Here is a 15,600-nt window from a genome sequence, read left to right as displayed (position 1 = left end):
ATTGACATGGGAACATGCGGTCCCTCAGTTGATATTGAATGTGCGGAACATCTTAAAACAAAGGGGGCCTACATAATTGATGCTCCAGTCGGTAAGGGGACTTGGGCAGCAGGTAGTGGTGAACTAACTATATTAGTAGGTGGAGACAAAGAAGTTATTAAGAGGGCTGAAGATGTTCTTAACAAACTTGGAAGTCAAATCATTCATTGTGGTTCTCTAGGTTCTGGGCAAGTTGTTAAACTAGCAAATAACTTGGCATCCTGCGTGAACATGGCAGCTTTGGGAGAGCTTTATACACTTGCTAGTTCGAAAGGAATAGAGATTGACATCCTTCAACAGGCTTTGACTGGGACAGCTGCTGACAGTTGGCATTTACAGAATTCTTTACCACGAGTTAAAACTGAAAATTTTGAACCAGGATTTAAGACTCGGTTAGCACATAAAGATCTTAATCTTATTTCAGATCTGGGAGAAGAGCTCGGAATTGAACTTCCTGTAGCTACGGAAGCTATTAAATGGTATCAAAATGCAATGTATCTTGGGTATGGAGAAGAGGATTGGAGTGTTATTGCTAAAGCAGCATTGGAATCCAGTACGAAATTGATTAGTAGAAGATAAATTTTTTACATTTTATGTATATAAAATTTGCAAGCACTATAATAGAAAACTAGAGGAGGCATTTTAATGACTAAAGGTACTTCAAAACTTGTCGTCCTAGGGTTAGATGCTGCTGTACCAAAGCTACTTAAAAAGTTTATGAGTGAAGGATATTTGCCAAATATACGTAAATTAACAGAGAATGGAGTCTTCACTAAACACATTACGACATTTCCTACCCTTACTGCACCTGCGTGGGCGGCAATTTCGACAGGTGCAGCAATTGGTACTGCTGGTATTCCGAGTCTCACTGTTAAAAATGTTGGTGAACCTCTTAACACAGTAAGAAGCTGTTTTGATTCACGGTTTCAAGAAGCAGAGACTTTATGGGAATCAGGAGCGAAAAAAGGGAAACGTACAATGTTAATCAATTGGCCTGTTACATGGCCTGCTGAGAGAACAGAGGGAGTTAGTCAAATTGTAGGATCTATTAATCCTCCATTTCGATTTTATTACCTCCCGATATTCGACCTTTCGCCAGCTTCAGTTTACTCAACAAAAAATTTACCGTGTGACCAAATTCCAGACAGAGTTGGAATTGTTACATTTCAAGATTTAGAATTGGGTATTAAAACGACTGAAATTCAAGTTCCGAAGAATGGAAAGTTTTTTGACGGGATGAAACATGGGCCAAAGCCCATAAACGGTAATAGCCATAGTTATCAAGTGAATTGGGAACGAAATAATGGAATTTCCCAAGTGAAGATTTTGTCTAAAGCATCAGGTGATAAAGTAGCAGTTCTTCGTGAAGGTGAAACAAGCGATTGGATTAAAGAAGAATATGAATTTGATGGAAGAATCCGTAAAGGACAATACCGATTCACTTTGACTCAGGCATCGTCAGAAGAAGATGATTTTATTTTATATGCATCAGCTATCGCAACAGATGAGAGCTTAACAGAACCTTATGAGTTTACCGATGATGTAGTAAAAGTAACAGGACCATATTGGGAAGTTGATGACCCTTGGGCTTACTTAGACGGTTGGATTTCTCGTGAAACCTATATGCAACAATTGAAAGGACAAATCGATTGGTGGACAAATGCCAATATTTACGCTTTACAGTCAGCTAATAATCTTGACATGCTCTTTAGTTGGATCGGTGCCATTGACCATGGACAACACGTTTTCTGGGGCGGAATTGACCCTAACTTCCATGGATATCGCGAAAATAAACATGAAGAATATGAAGGATTGATTAGACAAATTTATGAATGGGTTGACGAAGGTGTAGGGAAAATTATGGATTTACTTGATGAAGATACAACGGTAGTAGCCGTTTCTGATCATGGCTTCCACTCAATCAATAAGTATCCTTACTTAACAAACCATTTGCATAAACTCGGATTAGTCGAGTATTTAGTCGATGAAGAAACGGGAGAATTTGTGAAAAATCCAATTACAGGTGACCTTGCAATTGATTGGTCTCGTACGAAGGCATATCCATTACCGCCTGGTCATAGTCACATATTTGTAAATCTGAAAGGACGAGATCCGGAAGGAATCGTTGAACCTGAAGATTACGAAAAGGTTCAGGAGGAAATTATCTCTGCCCTATTAGCGATGCGGGATCCAGAAACAGGTGAACAGATTGTTTCGATTGCATTGAAACGAAATGAAGGAAGAACAGTTGGAATCTTCGAAGGTGCTGGATATGAAAGAGTCGGAGATGTGCTCTTTGATATGAAAGAAGGTTATTGTGCAAATCCAATGGTTTATCCTGCGGAAATTAAATATCCTGATGGTACATCTCGCGTTATAGCAAACTTAGAAGAATTTGAGCCTTGTGAGTTGAATCGACATTTTACAGGCTATCATTTAGCACTTCCAGCTGTTGAATCAATGCATGCAGCGTTAATGATTGCTGGACCTGGAGTACCTAAAGGAGTCGAGTTTGAACAGCCTATGAATATTATTGATATCGCCCCATCACTTGCTAGATTAATAAATATTCCTATTCCAAGGAATGCAGAAGGTTTGGTAAATCACCACCTTTTTGAGAATGACGAAAATTAAAAGAAAATTGATGTAGTAAACTCTTATGGATACTGTTTAATCTGTAGTCTAAATGCCAAATATTTAAAGGTGTTCATAATCGTTGTAAAGGGGGTTTATAATTGGTTGATCAAAAAAAATCGGTGGCTTTTGTAACTGGTGGATCTAGAGGGATTGGAAAAGCATGTGCATTAGCATTGGCAGAAGAAGGCCATGATTTAGCTATAAGTTATCTCCAAGATAAACAATCTGCAATACAAATTGAATCTGAGGTAAAGAAACTTGGACGTAATATTCGAATTTATCAAGCAGATATGCGGGATCCTGACCAAGTTATTCATCTATCAGAAAATGTACTCAAGGATTTTGGTAGGGTTGATGTTTTAGTTCACAATGCTGGAGTAGGAAGTAAAACGTCATTTGCAGAGCTGACATCAGAGGAATGGAACCAATGTATTGAGGTTAATCTGAATTCAGCATATCATTTGCTCAAATCAATATTACCCAAGATGCAAATACAAAGAAATGGGAAAGTAATTTTGATGGGGTCCTTATCCTCTAGAATTGGAGGGGTTGTAAATGCAGCTTATGCAGCCTCTAAAGGCGGTTTAGTAAGTATGGCAAAATACCTTGTACAGGAGTATGGACCTTTTAACATCAATATCAATGTCGTGGGCCCAGGATTAGTTGAGACAGATCTTTTTAAGTCATTAAACTCAAAGGAAGACTTAAACCCTATAGCAGAAACGATTCCGATGAAACGTTTCGCCCAAACTTCAGAGATTGCTAGTGTCGTAAAATTTTTAGCATCTGATGCAGCATCTTATATAAATGGTGAAACGATATATATTTCTGGAGGACGTTAGGAAAGTAGAATCATTACGATTGAGGGAACACGAGTCACTTCTTGCTACAGGGATGTGGGTGTTTCTTAGCCTCAAATAACCTTAGTAGTTAGTGAGTGGCATTTCGTCTGAACATATATTAACCCTTCTAATCTGAAAGTTTATAAATGAAGTCGTCTGGAGGGAAGTTATGGAACTTGCAATAGAAGAACAATTGATTTTGGATGGAGAAAAGGGCGAATCTGCACGTAATGCATTAGAATACCAGATACGAGTAGGTGAGTATTATGGTGCAGAAAAATTTATTCCTATTACCCAAGCACACATTACTGCAGATATTGAGGTAATGGGAGAATCAGGATTGACATTTTTGGAAAAACAAAAGGAATTAGGGGCACGATTTGTTGTGCCTACCTCAACGAATGCTAGATGTGTAGACTTTGAAAATGGCTTACAATTAGGGCAAAATCCTGAAACTTTTTCAAAAGAACGACGTGTCATTGAAGCAGTAAAAAGTTTTGGAGCCATGACAATTGATACGTGTATAAATTACCAAGTTGCTTATCAGCCTCACTTAGGTGAACACATTGCCTGGGGTGATACGGGAACAGTTATTTATGCAAATTCTGTCTTTGGGGCTAGAACGAATTATGAAAGTGGTCCTGCTGCATTGGCTGCATCAATAACAGGAAGAGTACCAGCATATGGATTCCATCTTGAAGAAAATCGTAGAGCCACGATGGTCGTAGATGTAGATGCCTCAATACAAGACATAGCTGATTGGGGAATTCTTGGTAGAATCATTGGTTCTAAAGTTTTTGACTATAGAGGAGTTCCTGCCTTGACAAATGTGAAAAGATTTTCCCCAACATCTGACGGTTTGAAACATCTTGGAGCTAGTATGGCTACATGGTCTGTAGGAATGTTTCATGCTGTAGGTGTAACACCAGAAGCTCGCTCTATAGAAGATGTTACAAAAGGTAATACTGAGGTAGAACACATTAAAATTACTGATAGGGATATAAAAACAGAATATGAAACTTTCAAATATGATGATCCTAAGGTTAGACTTGTCGTTCTCTCAGGACCTCAGTTGTCACTAGTTGAAATTGGTAAAGTTGCTTACTTACTTGAAGGAAGAAAAATACATCCAGATACGACATTTATTATAACAGCTTCGGCATCCACACTTGCACAGGCTCAACAAGCAGGGTATGTCGAAACGATTAAAAATGCAGGTGGTACTTTTCTAGCTGGTGTTTGCTTCTATATCCTTGATGGTTTGTCTGATATTAGAAAACGGAATGGTTGGAGTACTATGGTTACTAATTCTGTGAAACTTGCTAATAATGTCAAAGCTCATCGTTTTGTACCTGTAGTTCAAAAAACAAAAGACTGTATTGATATTGCGGTTAGGGGGAGGATTGGTTAATGGAAATTATTCCAATTACTTCTGCATTTGGACCGCCAGTATCAGGAGAACCTGTGGTGTTAAGTGGAGGATTCAGCCCTAGGTATCATTTGAATCGTGAAACAGGTGCCTTTTCTGTACCTGATCATCCGCTTGATGGTCAAAAAATAACTGGAAAAATTCTAGTGTGCGATTATGCTAGGGGAGGTATTGCAGCGGGATGGGCATTAAATGCCCTCAAGGAAAAGGACTTTGCACCAAAAGCAATTATATTTATGCATGCCAACCCAGTTATGGTGCAAGGGGCTATTTTTTCAAATTTAACAATTGCTGAAGGGTTAAAACAAGGTGATTTTAATAAGATTTACTCTAACTATTGGGTACATGTGGATCCGGTTAAGAAACAATTAGTGATAGAAAAGAATGAATAAATTTTAATGTTTTTTCATTGAAAGATAGAGGGACTTGCTAAAGAAGGGTGAGAGTAAATTATGAGAAAATTATGGATTAACAACCAATCGATTGAAAGTGCTTCATCCCAAGAAATCCTAGTTTTGAATCCAGCGACTGAAGAAGTAATAGATTCCATACCTAAAGGTTCCCCTGAAGATGTTGAACTTGCTGTTCAATCGGCTAGAATGGCATTTCCAGAATGGTCAGCATTGGCTCCTTCGGAAAGGCGAACTGTTCTAAAAAAAATTGCAAGAGGAATTGAAAATCATGCTGAGAATATTGCTAAAATATTGACAGAAGAACAAGGTAAGCCTTTACCTCAGGCTCAAGCTGAAGTCGGTGGTATTGTCGGAATGATTGAGGAGTACGCAGAACTTGCTGTGGCTTTCAGAAGCGGTTCTCAAGGGTCGGCATTAGGTGACCTAGTATTCCAAAGATGGGAACCAAGAGGTGTTGCTGCCTGTATTGTACCATGGAATTTCCCACTTCAGGTCGCATTTGAAACAATCGCTCCAAACCTAGCGGTCGGAAATACAGTTGTGGTAAAACCTGCCTCAGTTACACCACTTAGTCTTCGATATATAGCAGAAATCGCTTTTGATGAACTTCCACCAGGAGTATGTAACGTATTGCTAGGTTCAGGAAGTATTACTGGAGAAGCTTTGATACGGCATCCTGAGGTTGATGTAATCATGTTTATCGGTAGCGAGGATACTGGTCGCCATATTGGACGAATTGCTGGAGAAAATCTGAAAAAATCTATCCTAGAATTGGGTGGAAAAGATGTCCTAATTATTGATGATTCAATAGATGTGGAAATTACAGCAAAACATGCCGCAGATGCTTGCTATGCTAATGCGGGACAAATATGCACATCAACTGAGAGAGTTTATGTGCAGGATACAATTTATAACCAATTTATTGAAGCACTAGTTGCAGAATCTGAAAAAATACGCTGGGGGAATGGATTAGAAGAAGGTATAACGATGGGTCCAATTATTGATGAAACCCAACGTGACCTAATTGACTCACATGTACAGGAGGCTCTATCGAAGGGTGCTCGACTACTAGTTGGTGGTGAAAAAAAATCGATAAATTCACGGGGTTACTTTTATCCTCCAACTGTGATTACAGATGTATCACTAAATTCAAAACTCATTCGTGAAGAAACTTTTGGCCCTGTAGCACCTGTAATGAAATTCTCTAATTTCAGTGATGCCATAAAAATGGCAAACAACAGTCCATATGGATTATCTGCAATTGCCTATACTCAAAACAGTACCAACGCACTAGAATTTATTCAGAAGATTGAAGCTGGAATGGTTAAAGTTAATACACGTAGAGGAAAAAGTCATGGTGCAACTTCAGAGCCATTTAAGCTCAGTGGTTTGGGAAATGGATATGGTATTGAAGTCATGCAAGAACTTACTAGACAAAAATCTATTCATTGGCGATCGAAATTGTAAAATGTTAATTAAATAGAAGGTATAAGTAGGTCCTTTGGACTTTCTTATACTAGCTTAAATCAATCCAAATATACAATGCTATTAATCTGAAGTATAATGTTTAAAGATTGACTATATTTAGGAAATCCCCATGTGTTGCTAAGGTAAACATCATAGGCTATCTATCTAAACAAAGAATATTATGTAACCTAATATTAGTTTCCTAAAATGATATAATCACCATTACTTTTGTTAACGCTTACAAACAAGGGAGGAAGAATGAAAGATGAGAAAAGAAATTATATTATTAACAAGAGGAATTGATGAGGAGTCATTTCCATTCCAGCTCTTTCAGAAAGCGAAACAATTTGGTGTATGGAATCCTAGTGACATAGATTTTTCACAAGATAAAGAGGATTGGAAAAAACTCACCCCTGAGCAAAGAGAGACAATGAGATTACGTATTTCTAAATTTGTTACTGGTGAAGAATCTGTAACATCTGATATCTTGCCAATGATTATGACAGTAGCTAGAAAAGGATGGCTTGAGGAAGAAATGTACTTAACTACATTTCTATTTGAAGAAGCAAAACACGTTGATTTATTTCGGATTTTATTAAAAGAAATTGGAGAAACAGAGGATCTCTCTAAGTATCATGATGCAAATCATAAAAACTTTTTCTATGAAATGCTTCCAACGAAAATGAACCGTATTCTTGATGACCCATCCCCACAAAATATGGCAGAAGGCGCTGCCTTTTATAACATATTTTTAGAAGGAATCCAAGCAGAAACAGCCTATTACACGTTGTTTGAGACGTTACAAAAGGTAAATATGTTTCCAGGCCTAATTAAAGGTGTAACGCATTTAAAACATGATGAATCGCGCCACATATCTTTTGGAACATACATTATCCAACGCTTAATGAGTAAGGATCCGGAATTGTATGATTTTGTTGAACATAAGGTAAGAAATGAATGGTGGCCGATTGCGGAGGAGTTATATATTGCACAAGCAATGGGAAATCATTCGGTTGATGCATTTGGATTAAAAGTCGAAGATATGTTAAACTTCGCAAAAAAACAAATGAATGTTCGATTAGAAATTTTGAAAAGAGGTCAACTTTATAGACCGAGTAAAATCGCTTACTAGTTTTATAAACAGGGTACCTCGTTTTTTAAAATTTCATCTGTTCAATAGATTAATAATCTATTATTTTAAAGAGGTTTTATAGTTAGTGCACGGCAACTCATGTTAAACATGTAAAGGGGGATTACAATTGTCTAATGATACAAAGCTAATGTTAGAATACTCACTTTATATAGACGGGGAATGGCAAGAGTCTGAAAATGGGAATACATTCGAAGTAATCAATCCAGCTGATGCCAAAGTTGTAGCAAGGGTTGCGAAGGCAAGCAAAAATGATGCAGAAAGGGCTATCACTTCCGCACGCAACGCATTTGAGTCAGGGGTCTGGTCAAGAAAATCAGTTAAGGAAAGAGCTGAGATACTAAGCGAATTTGCCAATATTATTGTAAAAAATGCTTCTGAGTTAACAAATTTAGAAATGATTAGCTCAGGAGCGACCATTCGGAAAGCCTCTTTAGACCCACATAATGCTGCTAGGTTAATTAGACAAACCATTAAAATGCTGAATCAATTTCCAAATGTTAAATTTCTCCCAGCTGAAGGATCCAATCATAACGAGATTTGGAGAGAACCAATTGGAGTTGTTTCTGCAATTACTCCTTGGAACTATCCGATTATGCTTGCGATGATGAAAATTGCTCCCGCTCTTGCAATGGGCAACTCAATTGTAGTGAAACCGGCATCTTATACCCCATTGTCAACATTAAAATTGGCTGAATTAGCTACGGAAGCCGGTATTCCAGCAGGAGTGTTTAATGTTGTTACTGGATCAGGGTCTGAGATAGGTAATGTACTTTCCACACATCCTAGCGTTGATAAAGTAGCCTTTACAGGATCAACAGAAGTGGGGAAGCAAATCATGCAATTTGCATCAGGTACTGTTAAAAGAGTAACACTTGAATTAGGTGGAAAGTCTCCATCTATTGTTCTCCCTGATGCAGATTTAGAAATTGCGATACCTGGCATTTTATATGGTTTTTGTTTTAATTCAGGGCAGGTTTGCGAATCTGGTACACGCTTGCTTGTACATGAATCGATTTATGACGAAGTGTTAGATAGTTTAGCAAAACGTGCCGCAACGATTAAAATCGGAAACCCTCAAAGTAGCGAAACTGGTATGGGACCTGTTGCATCGGAGAAGCAGCTTGAAACAGTTCTTCATTATATTGATTCAGGTATTCAGGAAGGTGCACGATTAGTCTATGGTGGGAGAAGAGTATCTGTTGAAGGCCTAGAGAACGGTTACTATATTCAACCAACCATATTTGCCGATGTCAATAATGAAATGACAATTGCTCAAGAGGAGATTTTTGGTCCAGTTCTTGCTGTGATACGTTACTCAACAATTGAAGAGGCAATCCAAATTGCGAACGATACCATTTACGGATTAGGTGCAGGGGTATGGACAAGAGATGTTAGTAAAGCGAAACAAATTGCAAGAGAGTTGAAAGCTGGAACAGTTTGGATTAATGAGTGGCATGTCATGAGATTTGATGCTCCTTTCGGAGGTTATAAGCAAAGTGGAATAGGTCGTGAATTAGGGGAAGATGTACTTTATGAATATTCACAAGCAAAACATGTCCATACAACCCTTGCTCCAGAAGTAGAGCAGAGACCTGCATTTAAAATGTTATTCTAGTTCGAACAACGATTGGATGAAAGTAAGAGGAAGGTGATTCGATGATATTGACTTTCTTTCAGCACTCTATTAGAACAGTTGTGAATAGTGGAGTAGGCGTAAGAATCAAACTCCCGAGTGTAATTCAGGAACTTGGAGGAAAAAGAGCGATTCTTTTTACGGATAAAGGCCTTAATAATGCTGGGGTAACAAACAAAATTACAGAGATATTTGATGGATTGTCAGGACCTGTTCAACTTGTAGGTCAATTTGACGATATTGAGCAGGATGCTAGATTTGACAACATTAACCGCGCAATTCAATTTATGAAAGATTGCAACGCAGATACGATTGTGGCACTTGGAGGTGGGAGTGTCCTTGATACAGCAAAAGGTGTTAGGTGGGCTTTACATAAAGAATATAATGACATTTTAGAAGGCCTAACAACAACTATACGAGAACAATATCCTGACGCTAAGCCTATGCAAATTCCATTTATCGCGATTCCAACCACTGCTGGAACAGGTTCAGAGATGTCTGATGCAGCAGTAATTTATAACGAGAAACACAAGGTGAAAATTTCCTTGGTCAATCCTTATCTTTGTCCAGATATAGCTCTATTGGATCCTGAACTATCGATTAGTTTACCAGCTGAAATAACAGCTATTACAGGAATGGATGCACTTACGCATGCAATTGAGGGATATTTTTCAACAAAGGCAAATCCAATGACGGATGCCTATGCACTACAAGCAATTAGGTTAATAATAGATAACTTGCCACTTGCAGTGAAGCAAGGTACGAATATTGAAGCCCGAGCAAATATGCTTATGGCTAGCTCTATGGCGATTATGCCGTTTATTCAAACAACCAATGCAATTCCAGTTCATAATTTGGCGCATGTATTTGGTGCTAAGTATGGAGTACCACATGGATTAGCTAACGCTGTTTTACTACCAGAAGTGATGGAATCATTGCCTTCGCTTTATCTTCCTCGAATTAATAGCTTCGCAAAGGCTATTGGCATTGGAGATTCATCTCTGAATGCTGAAGTTTGTTTAGAAGAAGTAATATTATTTATTCGAAATTTGAGTGATGAGATAAACTTGCCCAATACGTTTAATGAATATAACATAAGTAATCTGGATTACTTTGTTGAGAGTGTTCAAAATGATCCGACGGGAGCTCGTTTTAAGATACCTTCGGATATAATTGAAAAGATTGCGAATAAAGTGGCAGGTATAACTGCAAAAGTTTAATCATGACCCTGAAGATTATTTGAACATAGTTCCTCGTAGTAATTGGGGAACTAGGTATTAAAAAGAAATATTTTTCCTGGAAAATTCGGAATATTTCGACTTGATTACGTGAATCATGGGTATGAGTGTTGATCTTAGCCATGATTATCAGAAAGGTTAATAATTTATCAAGGGAGTGAAACATACTATGCGTTGGACAATTCTAATCCTTCTGTTTTTTGGAGTTATGATTAACTTTGCAGATAAATCAGTAGCAGGGCTTTCAGCTGTTTATCTTATGGATGAGTTTAAACTTTCGTACGGTCAATGGGGAGTTATAGGTAGCATTTTTTATGTGATTTTTCCTCTTGCAGCTTTAGGTGTGGGTGCATTGACGGATAAAATGGGTCCAAAGAAAGTGCTGGGTTATATGCTACTTTCCTGGTCAATCATCCAAATGGGTGGATTTTTTATTGCTGGCTTTATAATGCTTCTTATGTATCGGTTTTTACTCGGGGTAACAGAAGGAGGCTATGCTCCAGCGGCTTTTAAGCAATTATTTTCATGGTTTCCACCAGAAAGTCGTGGAAAGATAAATTCGATATATAATGCAGGAGCGGTAGCAGGTGGGTTTATTATGTCACCTCTAATTGTTTATCTTTTACAATCAGTTGGTTGGAGGATGACCTTTGTTGTTTTAGGGGTAAGCAGTCTGGTTTTGTATATCTTGTGGATCACTATAGTTCCAAAGGAAAATCCAAACATTCATATTGTTTCACCAGACCAAGTTAGTAATCCTGAAAATAAAATTAGCAGGTCGGAATTGTGGAGCGTGTTACGGTCTTCCTCCGTTATCTTTTCAGTGTTGGCTACATTTACATGTTTTATATATGTTGTTTGGTCTTCTACCTGGATGCCTTTACATTTAATAAAAGTCGTGAATATTTCCGAAAGTGCAGTGGGATTTGCTATTTCGGGGATTGGCATTAGTTCCGTAATAATTGGGATTATTCTTGCAACCGCATCTGATAGATTATTTAAAAAGACGCAGGATGTACGAAAATCCCGAATTATATTTACAGGTGTTTCAATGATTATTGGGGCATTAATGGTAGCATCAACCTATTTTATTCAAGCACCAATCTGGGTCGTTATAGCACTTGGTTTAGGAAATGGCCTATGTGTCACATTCTTTTCCATATCTCATATCCTCTTAAGCAGTCAACTTCCAGAAAAAACAGCAACTTTGTCAGGGCTATTAATCGCTTCAGGAAATGTTGCAGGAATATTCGCTCCGCTTTTAACAGGGTTTATTATAGAATCAGCTAGCAATGAAATCCAAGGATTTAATAACTCACTTTTATTTATTGCAATAACACTATTGGTTGTGGCTTTACTATTTACTATCTTTGCAAAACCGGGTAAGCCAAGAGATCTCAACAATAATATTGAAATAACTAATACTGGTTCTTAACCCATTCATTTTAAATTCTAATTAATCTCTCTCACCACTTCACGATATTTTCCTAAACCAGAACTGTCAATGAATCAGATAAATAATGTTGAAGCCACTATTATCAGGAGTTAGTCGATATATCTTTCAAAGAGAAAAATTGATTATAAACGGACAGATAAAACAGATTATAAGGGGAGATAGAATGAAAAAATTAGTTCTTTTATTATCGACATTAATACTATTACTAATTTTCGCTGGATGTTCCCAATCATCAGCGACAGGGAACCAAAAAACAAATCAATCAAAAAGTGACTACCCTAGCAAACCAATTGAATTAATTGTTCCATATGGTACTGGAACTGGGCCAGATCTGTCTGCTCGAATTTATGCAGACGTCGTTACGAAATATCTTCCTAATCAACAACCTATTGTCGTAATCAATAGACCCGGAGGTTCGGGCACAGTGGGAGCGACGGAAGTTTTTCAAGCAAAACCAGATGGATATAAGATTGGTCAAATTTCCCCAGCAGTTATTGGTATTTTACCGCATTTAGGAGATACTCCTTTTACTCATGATAGTTTTCAAGCTCTTATGAAAATAGCAGTCTCTCCAGCATTTTTTGTTGTGAAAGCTGATGCACCTTGGCAAACATATGAGGAATGGCTAGAATACACAAAGGAAAATCCAGATAAATTTACGTACGGTATATCTGTGCTACCACAACAAATGCCTATGGAGGCTATCAGCTTAACGAATAATATAAAAATCAAACCCACAATGTTTAAAAGTGGTCCCGAAGTCTTAAATGCCTTATTAGGCGGTCATGTACATGGAGCAGTAATAGATATCACAACAGTTTTGCCACAATTGGAATCTAGAAAATTACGAGTCTTACTCAACGTGGGTCAGACTAAAGTTCAAGATTTTCCGATGATACAGGATAAGGGAGTCGATTTTAACTTTGAAGGTGGGAACATTCTTTGGACTCCTAAGGGAGTACCTGAAGACGTTGTGGAGATTCTGCATGATGCATTTAAAAAGGCACATGATGAACCAGAAGTACAAGAAAAACTGAAAAAGTTAAACATAATTACTACTTATGAAGGACCAGAAGAGACTCAAAAAGAAATAACTGAGCTTTACTACAATAGTGAAGAACTATTGAAAGCGGTTGGTTTGATTAAATAGGATTGTAAAATGATAAAACAATGTGGTTACTGCATAAAGATAGTAACCACATTTGCTATTAGGTCTTAAATTATCAATAAAGGTGGTGGACCTCTTATGAAAAAACTGAATTCAGGCGTTTGGGCAGGAACTGTCTTACTAATCATTTCAATCATCTTTCTAATTGAGTCTTTCAAATTACCATATAAAAATGAAATGGGACCAGGACCAGGACCAGGATTTTTTCCTATATGGTTAAGTGGAACAATGGTTATTCTATCTATTATTTATCTATTAAACTCTGCAAAAAAGGGAAATAAAGATGAAAATTGGCCTAAAGGAGAGGCTTTAAAAAATATATTATTAATCATTTTTAGTATGTGTATCTTTATCATCTTATTACCCGCTATTGGCTTTGTACTAACAAGCTTGATTTTCCTATTATTACTACTCTATAAAGCATATAAATGGTATATCAGTCTTGCAATTTCTGCGGGATTATCTATTTGCTTATTTTTACTTTTTAAAAATGTTTTGGGTGTACCGTTACCCGTAAATGGGTTAGGTTTTTAAGGAGGTAAGAATATGGACTCACTTTTATTATTACTTCATGGATTTGAAACAGCTCTGACATGGACGAATTTAATGTATTGTTTTATAGGTGTTTCAATTGGAATGATTATTGGTGTGCTTCCGGGCCTTGGTCCAGTATCTGGAGCAGCTTTGTTGATACCTTTTACTTTTGGTATGGAACCAGTCACTGCAATCATTATGATCGCAGGTATTTTTTATGGATCAATGTATGGGGGGGCGATTACCTCAATATTAATCAATACACCTGGAGAGGCTGCCTCCATTATTACTTGTATTGATGGTTATCCGTTAACTAAACAAGGAAGAGCGGGTGTTGCACTAGGTGTTTCTGCAATAGGCTCATTTATTGGTGGTATTGTGGCCGTAGTTAGCTTAACATTAATCGGTCCAATACTAGCAAACTATGCACTTAAATTTGGCCCGTCAGAGATGTTTTCCATTATGATGCTCGGATTACTCATGGTTGTTGCATTAATAGGAAAATCTTTAATAAAAGGGCTGATTGCAGCTGTTTTAGGCTTAATTTTATCGTTAATTGGTATGGACCAAGTATCTGGAGCAGTCCGTTTTACATTTGGACGGATGGAATTACTGGATGGGCTTGATTTTATTATCATAGCTATGGGTATGTTCGGTATTGCTGAGATTTTGACAAACGCAGAGCAGCAAATGAAGATGGAAAAAGTGGCTAAAATTGATGGTCTTATGCCCAAAAGGGATGAATGGATTCCAACATTTAAATCTATTGGAAGGGGAACTGGGGTAGGTATGTTTCTAGGTTTGATACCAGGAGCAAATTCTGTCATTGCTTCTTTACTTTCCTATTCTATGGAAAAGAAGATAGCTAAAGACCCTTCTAGATTTGGAAAAGGAGCTATTGAAGGGGTAGCTGGTCCAGAAACGGCAAATAATGCTCACAGTGGGGCGGCATTAATACCCTTATTTACACTTGGTATTCCAAGTTCTCCGGCAGTTGCGGTTATCCTAGGGGCATTGGTGATACACGGCCTTAACCCAGGTCCCGCACTATTCACAAATAACCCCGACTTTATTTGGGGCGTAATCGCCAGTATGTTTATCGGTAACATTCTTTTGTTAATCATGAATTTGCCACTTGTAGGATTATGGGCTAAAGTTGCTTTGGTACCCTATAAATTAATGTACCCACTGGTTTTACTCCTTGTAATGATAGGAACATATGCTGCCAGTAATAGTCTGTGGGGTGTAGGAATGTGCATGTTCTTTGGAGTAATTGGATATGCGATGAAAAAACTTGATATACCGATTGCAGCAACCGTATTGACCTTTATATTAGGACAACAAATTGAAGCAACTCTTCTTCAATCTTTAACAATTACAGAAAATGGAGGATGGATTTTCTTTACTCGTCCTATTTCAGGCGTAATAATGGGGATTTCTCTTTTTATTCTGATTTTAAGCATTTATAGTAGTATTAAAAACAAGCGATCGGTTTTAGCAAGTGATCTTGAAAGTTAACTAGTTTTCCAGTTAGTCCAATAATAGGTAGGAAGGACATTATTACTTTGCTTTTGTAAGCTCTAGTCATTTG

The 15,600-nt window shown here is 37.6% G+C and carries 13 protein-coding genes; all 13 read left to right on the top strand.

Translation table 11 applies throughout. From position 1 onward, the window contains the following. A partial coding sequence (locus V7147_RS02290; RefSeq protein ID WP_335366236.1) for an NAD(P)-dependent oxidoreductase occupies positions 1-618 on the top strand: 618 nt, incomplete at its 5' end. Between the two features lie 66 nt (positions 619-684). Beyond that, on the top strand, positions 685-2,673 hold the full coding sequence (locus V7147_RS02285) for an alkaline phosphatase family protein (protein WP_335366235.1): 1,989 nt from the start codon (positions 685-687) through the stop codon (positions 2,671-2,673). A 101-nt stretch (positions 2,674-2,774) separates the two neighbouring features. Beyond that, complete coding sequence (locus V7147_RS02280; RefSeq protein ID WP_335366234.1) at positions 2,775-3,518, top strand: SDR family NAD(P)-dependent oxidoreductase; 744 nt, start codon at positions 2,775-2,777, stop codon at positions 3,516-3,518. Positions 3,519-3,687: 169 nt separating this feature from the next. Further along, complete coding sequence (locus V7147_RS02275; protein ID WP_335366233.1) at positions 3,688-4,929, top strand: aconitase X catalytic domain-containing protein; 1,242 nt, start codon at positions 3,688-3,690, stop codon at positions 4,927-4,929. After that, positions 4,929-5,339 carry an aconitase X swivel domain-containing protein gene (locus V7147_RS02270; protein WP_335366232.1) on the top strand — a complete coding sequence of 137 codons (411 nt, stop codon included), beginning with the start codon at positions 4,929-4,931 and terminating at the stop codon, positions 5,337-5,339. The genes V7147_RS02275 and V7147_RS02270 overlap by 1 nt, the downstream gene beginning before the upstream one ends. Before the next feature lie 60 nt (positions 5,340-5,399). Continuing rightward, positions 5,400-6,827, top strand: a complete 1,428-nt coding sequence (locus tag V7147_RS02265; protein WP_335366231.1) for an aldehyde dehydrogenase family protein — start codon at positions 5,400-5,402, stop codon at positions 6,825-6,827. Positions 6,828-7,092: 265 nt separating this feature from the next. Next, the gene (locus V7147_RS02260) at positions 7,093-7,959 is read left to right on the top strand and encodes a R2-like ligand-binding oxidase (protein ID WP_335366230.1); all 867 of its coding nucleotides are present in this window, start codon (positions 7,093-7,095) and stop codon (positions 7,957-7,959) included. Between the two features lie 127 nt (positions 7,960-8,086). Further along, entirely contained in the window at positions 8,087-9,595 is a 1,509-nt protein-coding gene (locus V7147_RS02255) for an aldehyde dehydrogenase family protein (RefSeq protein WP_438824531.1), read from the top strand. A 41-nt stretch (positions 9,596-9,636) separates the two neighbouring features. Further along, positions 9,637-10,833, top strand: coding sequence for an iron-containing alcohol dehydrogenase (locus tag V7147_RS02250; protein ID WP_335366229.1), 1,197 nt, complete (start codon positions 9,637-9,639; stop codon positions 10,831-10,833). 187 nt (positions 10,834-11,020) lie between these two features. After that, the gene (locus V7147_RS02245; protein ID WP_335366228.1) at positions 11,021-12,286 is read left to right on the top strand and encodes an MFS transporter; all 1,266 of its coding nucleotides are present in this window, start codon (positions 11,021-11,023) and stop codon (positions 12,284-12,286) included. Positions 12,287-12,470: 184 nt separating this feature from the next. Then, positions 12,471-13,457, top strand: coding sequence for a Bug family tripartite tricarboxylate transporter substrate binding protein (locus tag V7147_RS02240; protein WP_335366227.1), 987 nt, complete (start codon positions 12,471-12,473; stop codon positions 13,455-13,457). Positions 13,458-13,553: 96 nt separating this feature from the next. Continuing rightward, positions 13,554-14,009, top strand: coding sequence for a tripartite tricarboxylate transporter TctB family protein (locus V7147_RS02235; protein ID WP_335366226.1), 456 nt, complete (start codon positions 13,554-13,556; stop codon positions 14,007-14,009). Positions 14,010-14,021: 12 nt separating this feature from the next. Beyond that, a complete protein-coding gene (locus V7147_RS02230) occupies positions 14,022-15,527 on the top strand; it encodes a tripartite tricarboxylate transporter permease (protein WP_335366225.1) in 1,506 nt (501 codons plus the stop codon). Positions 15,528-15,600: the final 73 nt, after the last annotated feature.

Origin of the sequence: Bacillus sp. JJ1521 (assembly GCF_036965165.1) — a bacterium.
GTDB lineage: Bacteria > Bacillota > Bacilli > Bacillales > Bacillaceae_L > Ferdinandcohnia.
The sequence above is the reverse complement of the archived record's forward strand: the minus strand, read 5'-3'. Positions and strand labels throughout refer to the sequence as shown.

Coding starts and splice junctions, on each gene's coding strand:
- V7147_RS02285 (WP_335366235.1), top strand. CDS start 685: ATGACTAAAGGTACTTCAAAACTTGTCGTCCTAGGGTTAGATGCTGCT.
- V7147_RS02275 (WP_335366233.1), top strand. CDS start 3,688: ATGGAACTTGCAATAGAAGAACAATTGATTTTGGATGGAGAAAAGGGC.
- V7147_RS02270 (WP_335366232.1), top strand. CDS start 4,929: ATGGAAATTATTCCAATTACTTCTGCATTTGGACCGCCAGTATCAGGA.
- V7147_RS02265 (WP_335366231.1), top strand. CDS start 5,400: ATGAGAAAATTATGGATTAACAACCAATCGATTGAAAGTGCTTCATCC.
- V7147_RS02260 (WP_335366230.1), top strand. CDS start 7,093: ATGAGAAAAGAAATTATATTATTAACAAGAGGAATTGATGAGGAGTCA.
- V7147_RS02250 (WP_335366229.1), top strand. CDS start 9,637: ATGATATTGACTTTCTTTCAGCACTCTATTAGAACAGTTGTGAATAGT.
- V7147_RS02245 (WP_335366228.1), top strand. CDS start 11,021: ATGCGTTGGACAATTCTAATCCTTCTGTTTTTTGGAGTTATGATTAAC.
- V7147_RS02240 (WP_335366227.1), top strand. CDS start 12,471: ATGAAAAAATTAGTTCTTTTATTATCGACATTAATACTATTACTAATT.
- V7147_RS02235 (WP_335366226.1), top strand. CDS start 13,554: ATGAAAAAACTGAATTCAGGCGTTTGGGCAGGAACTGTCTTACTAATC.
- V7147_RS02230 (WP_335366225.1), top strand. CDS start 14,022: ATGGACTCACTTTTATTATTACTTCATGGATTTGAAACAGCTCTGACA.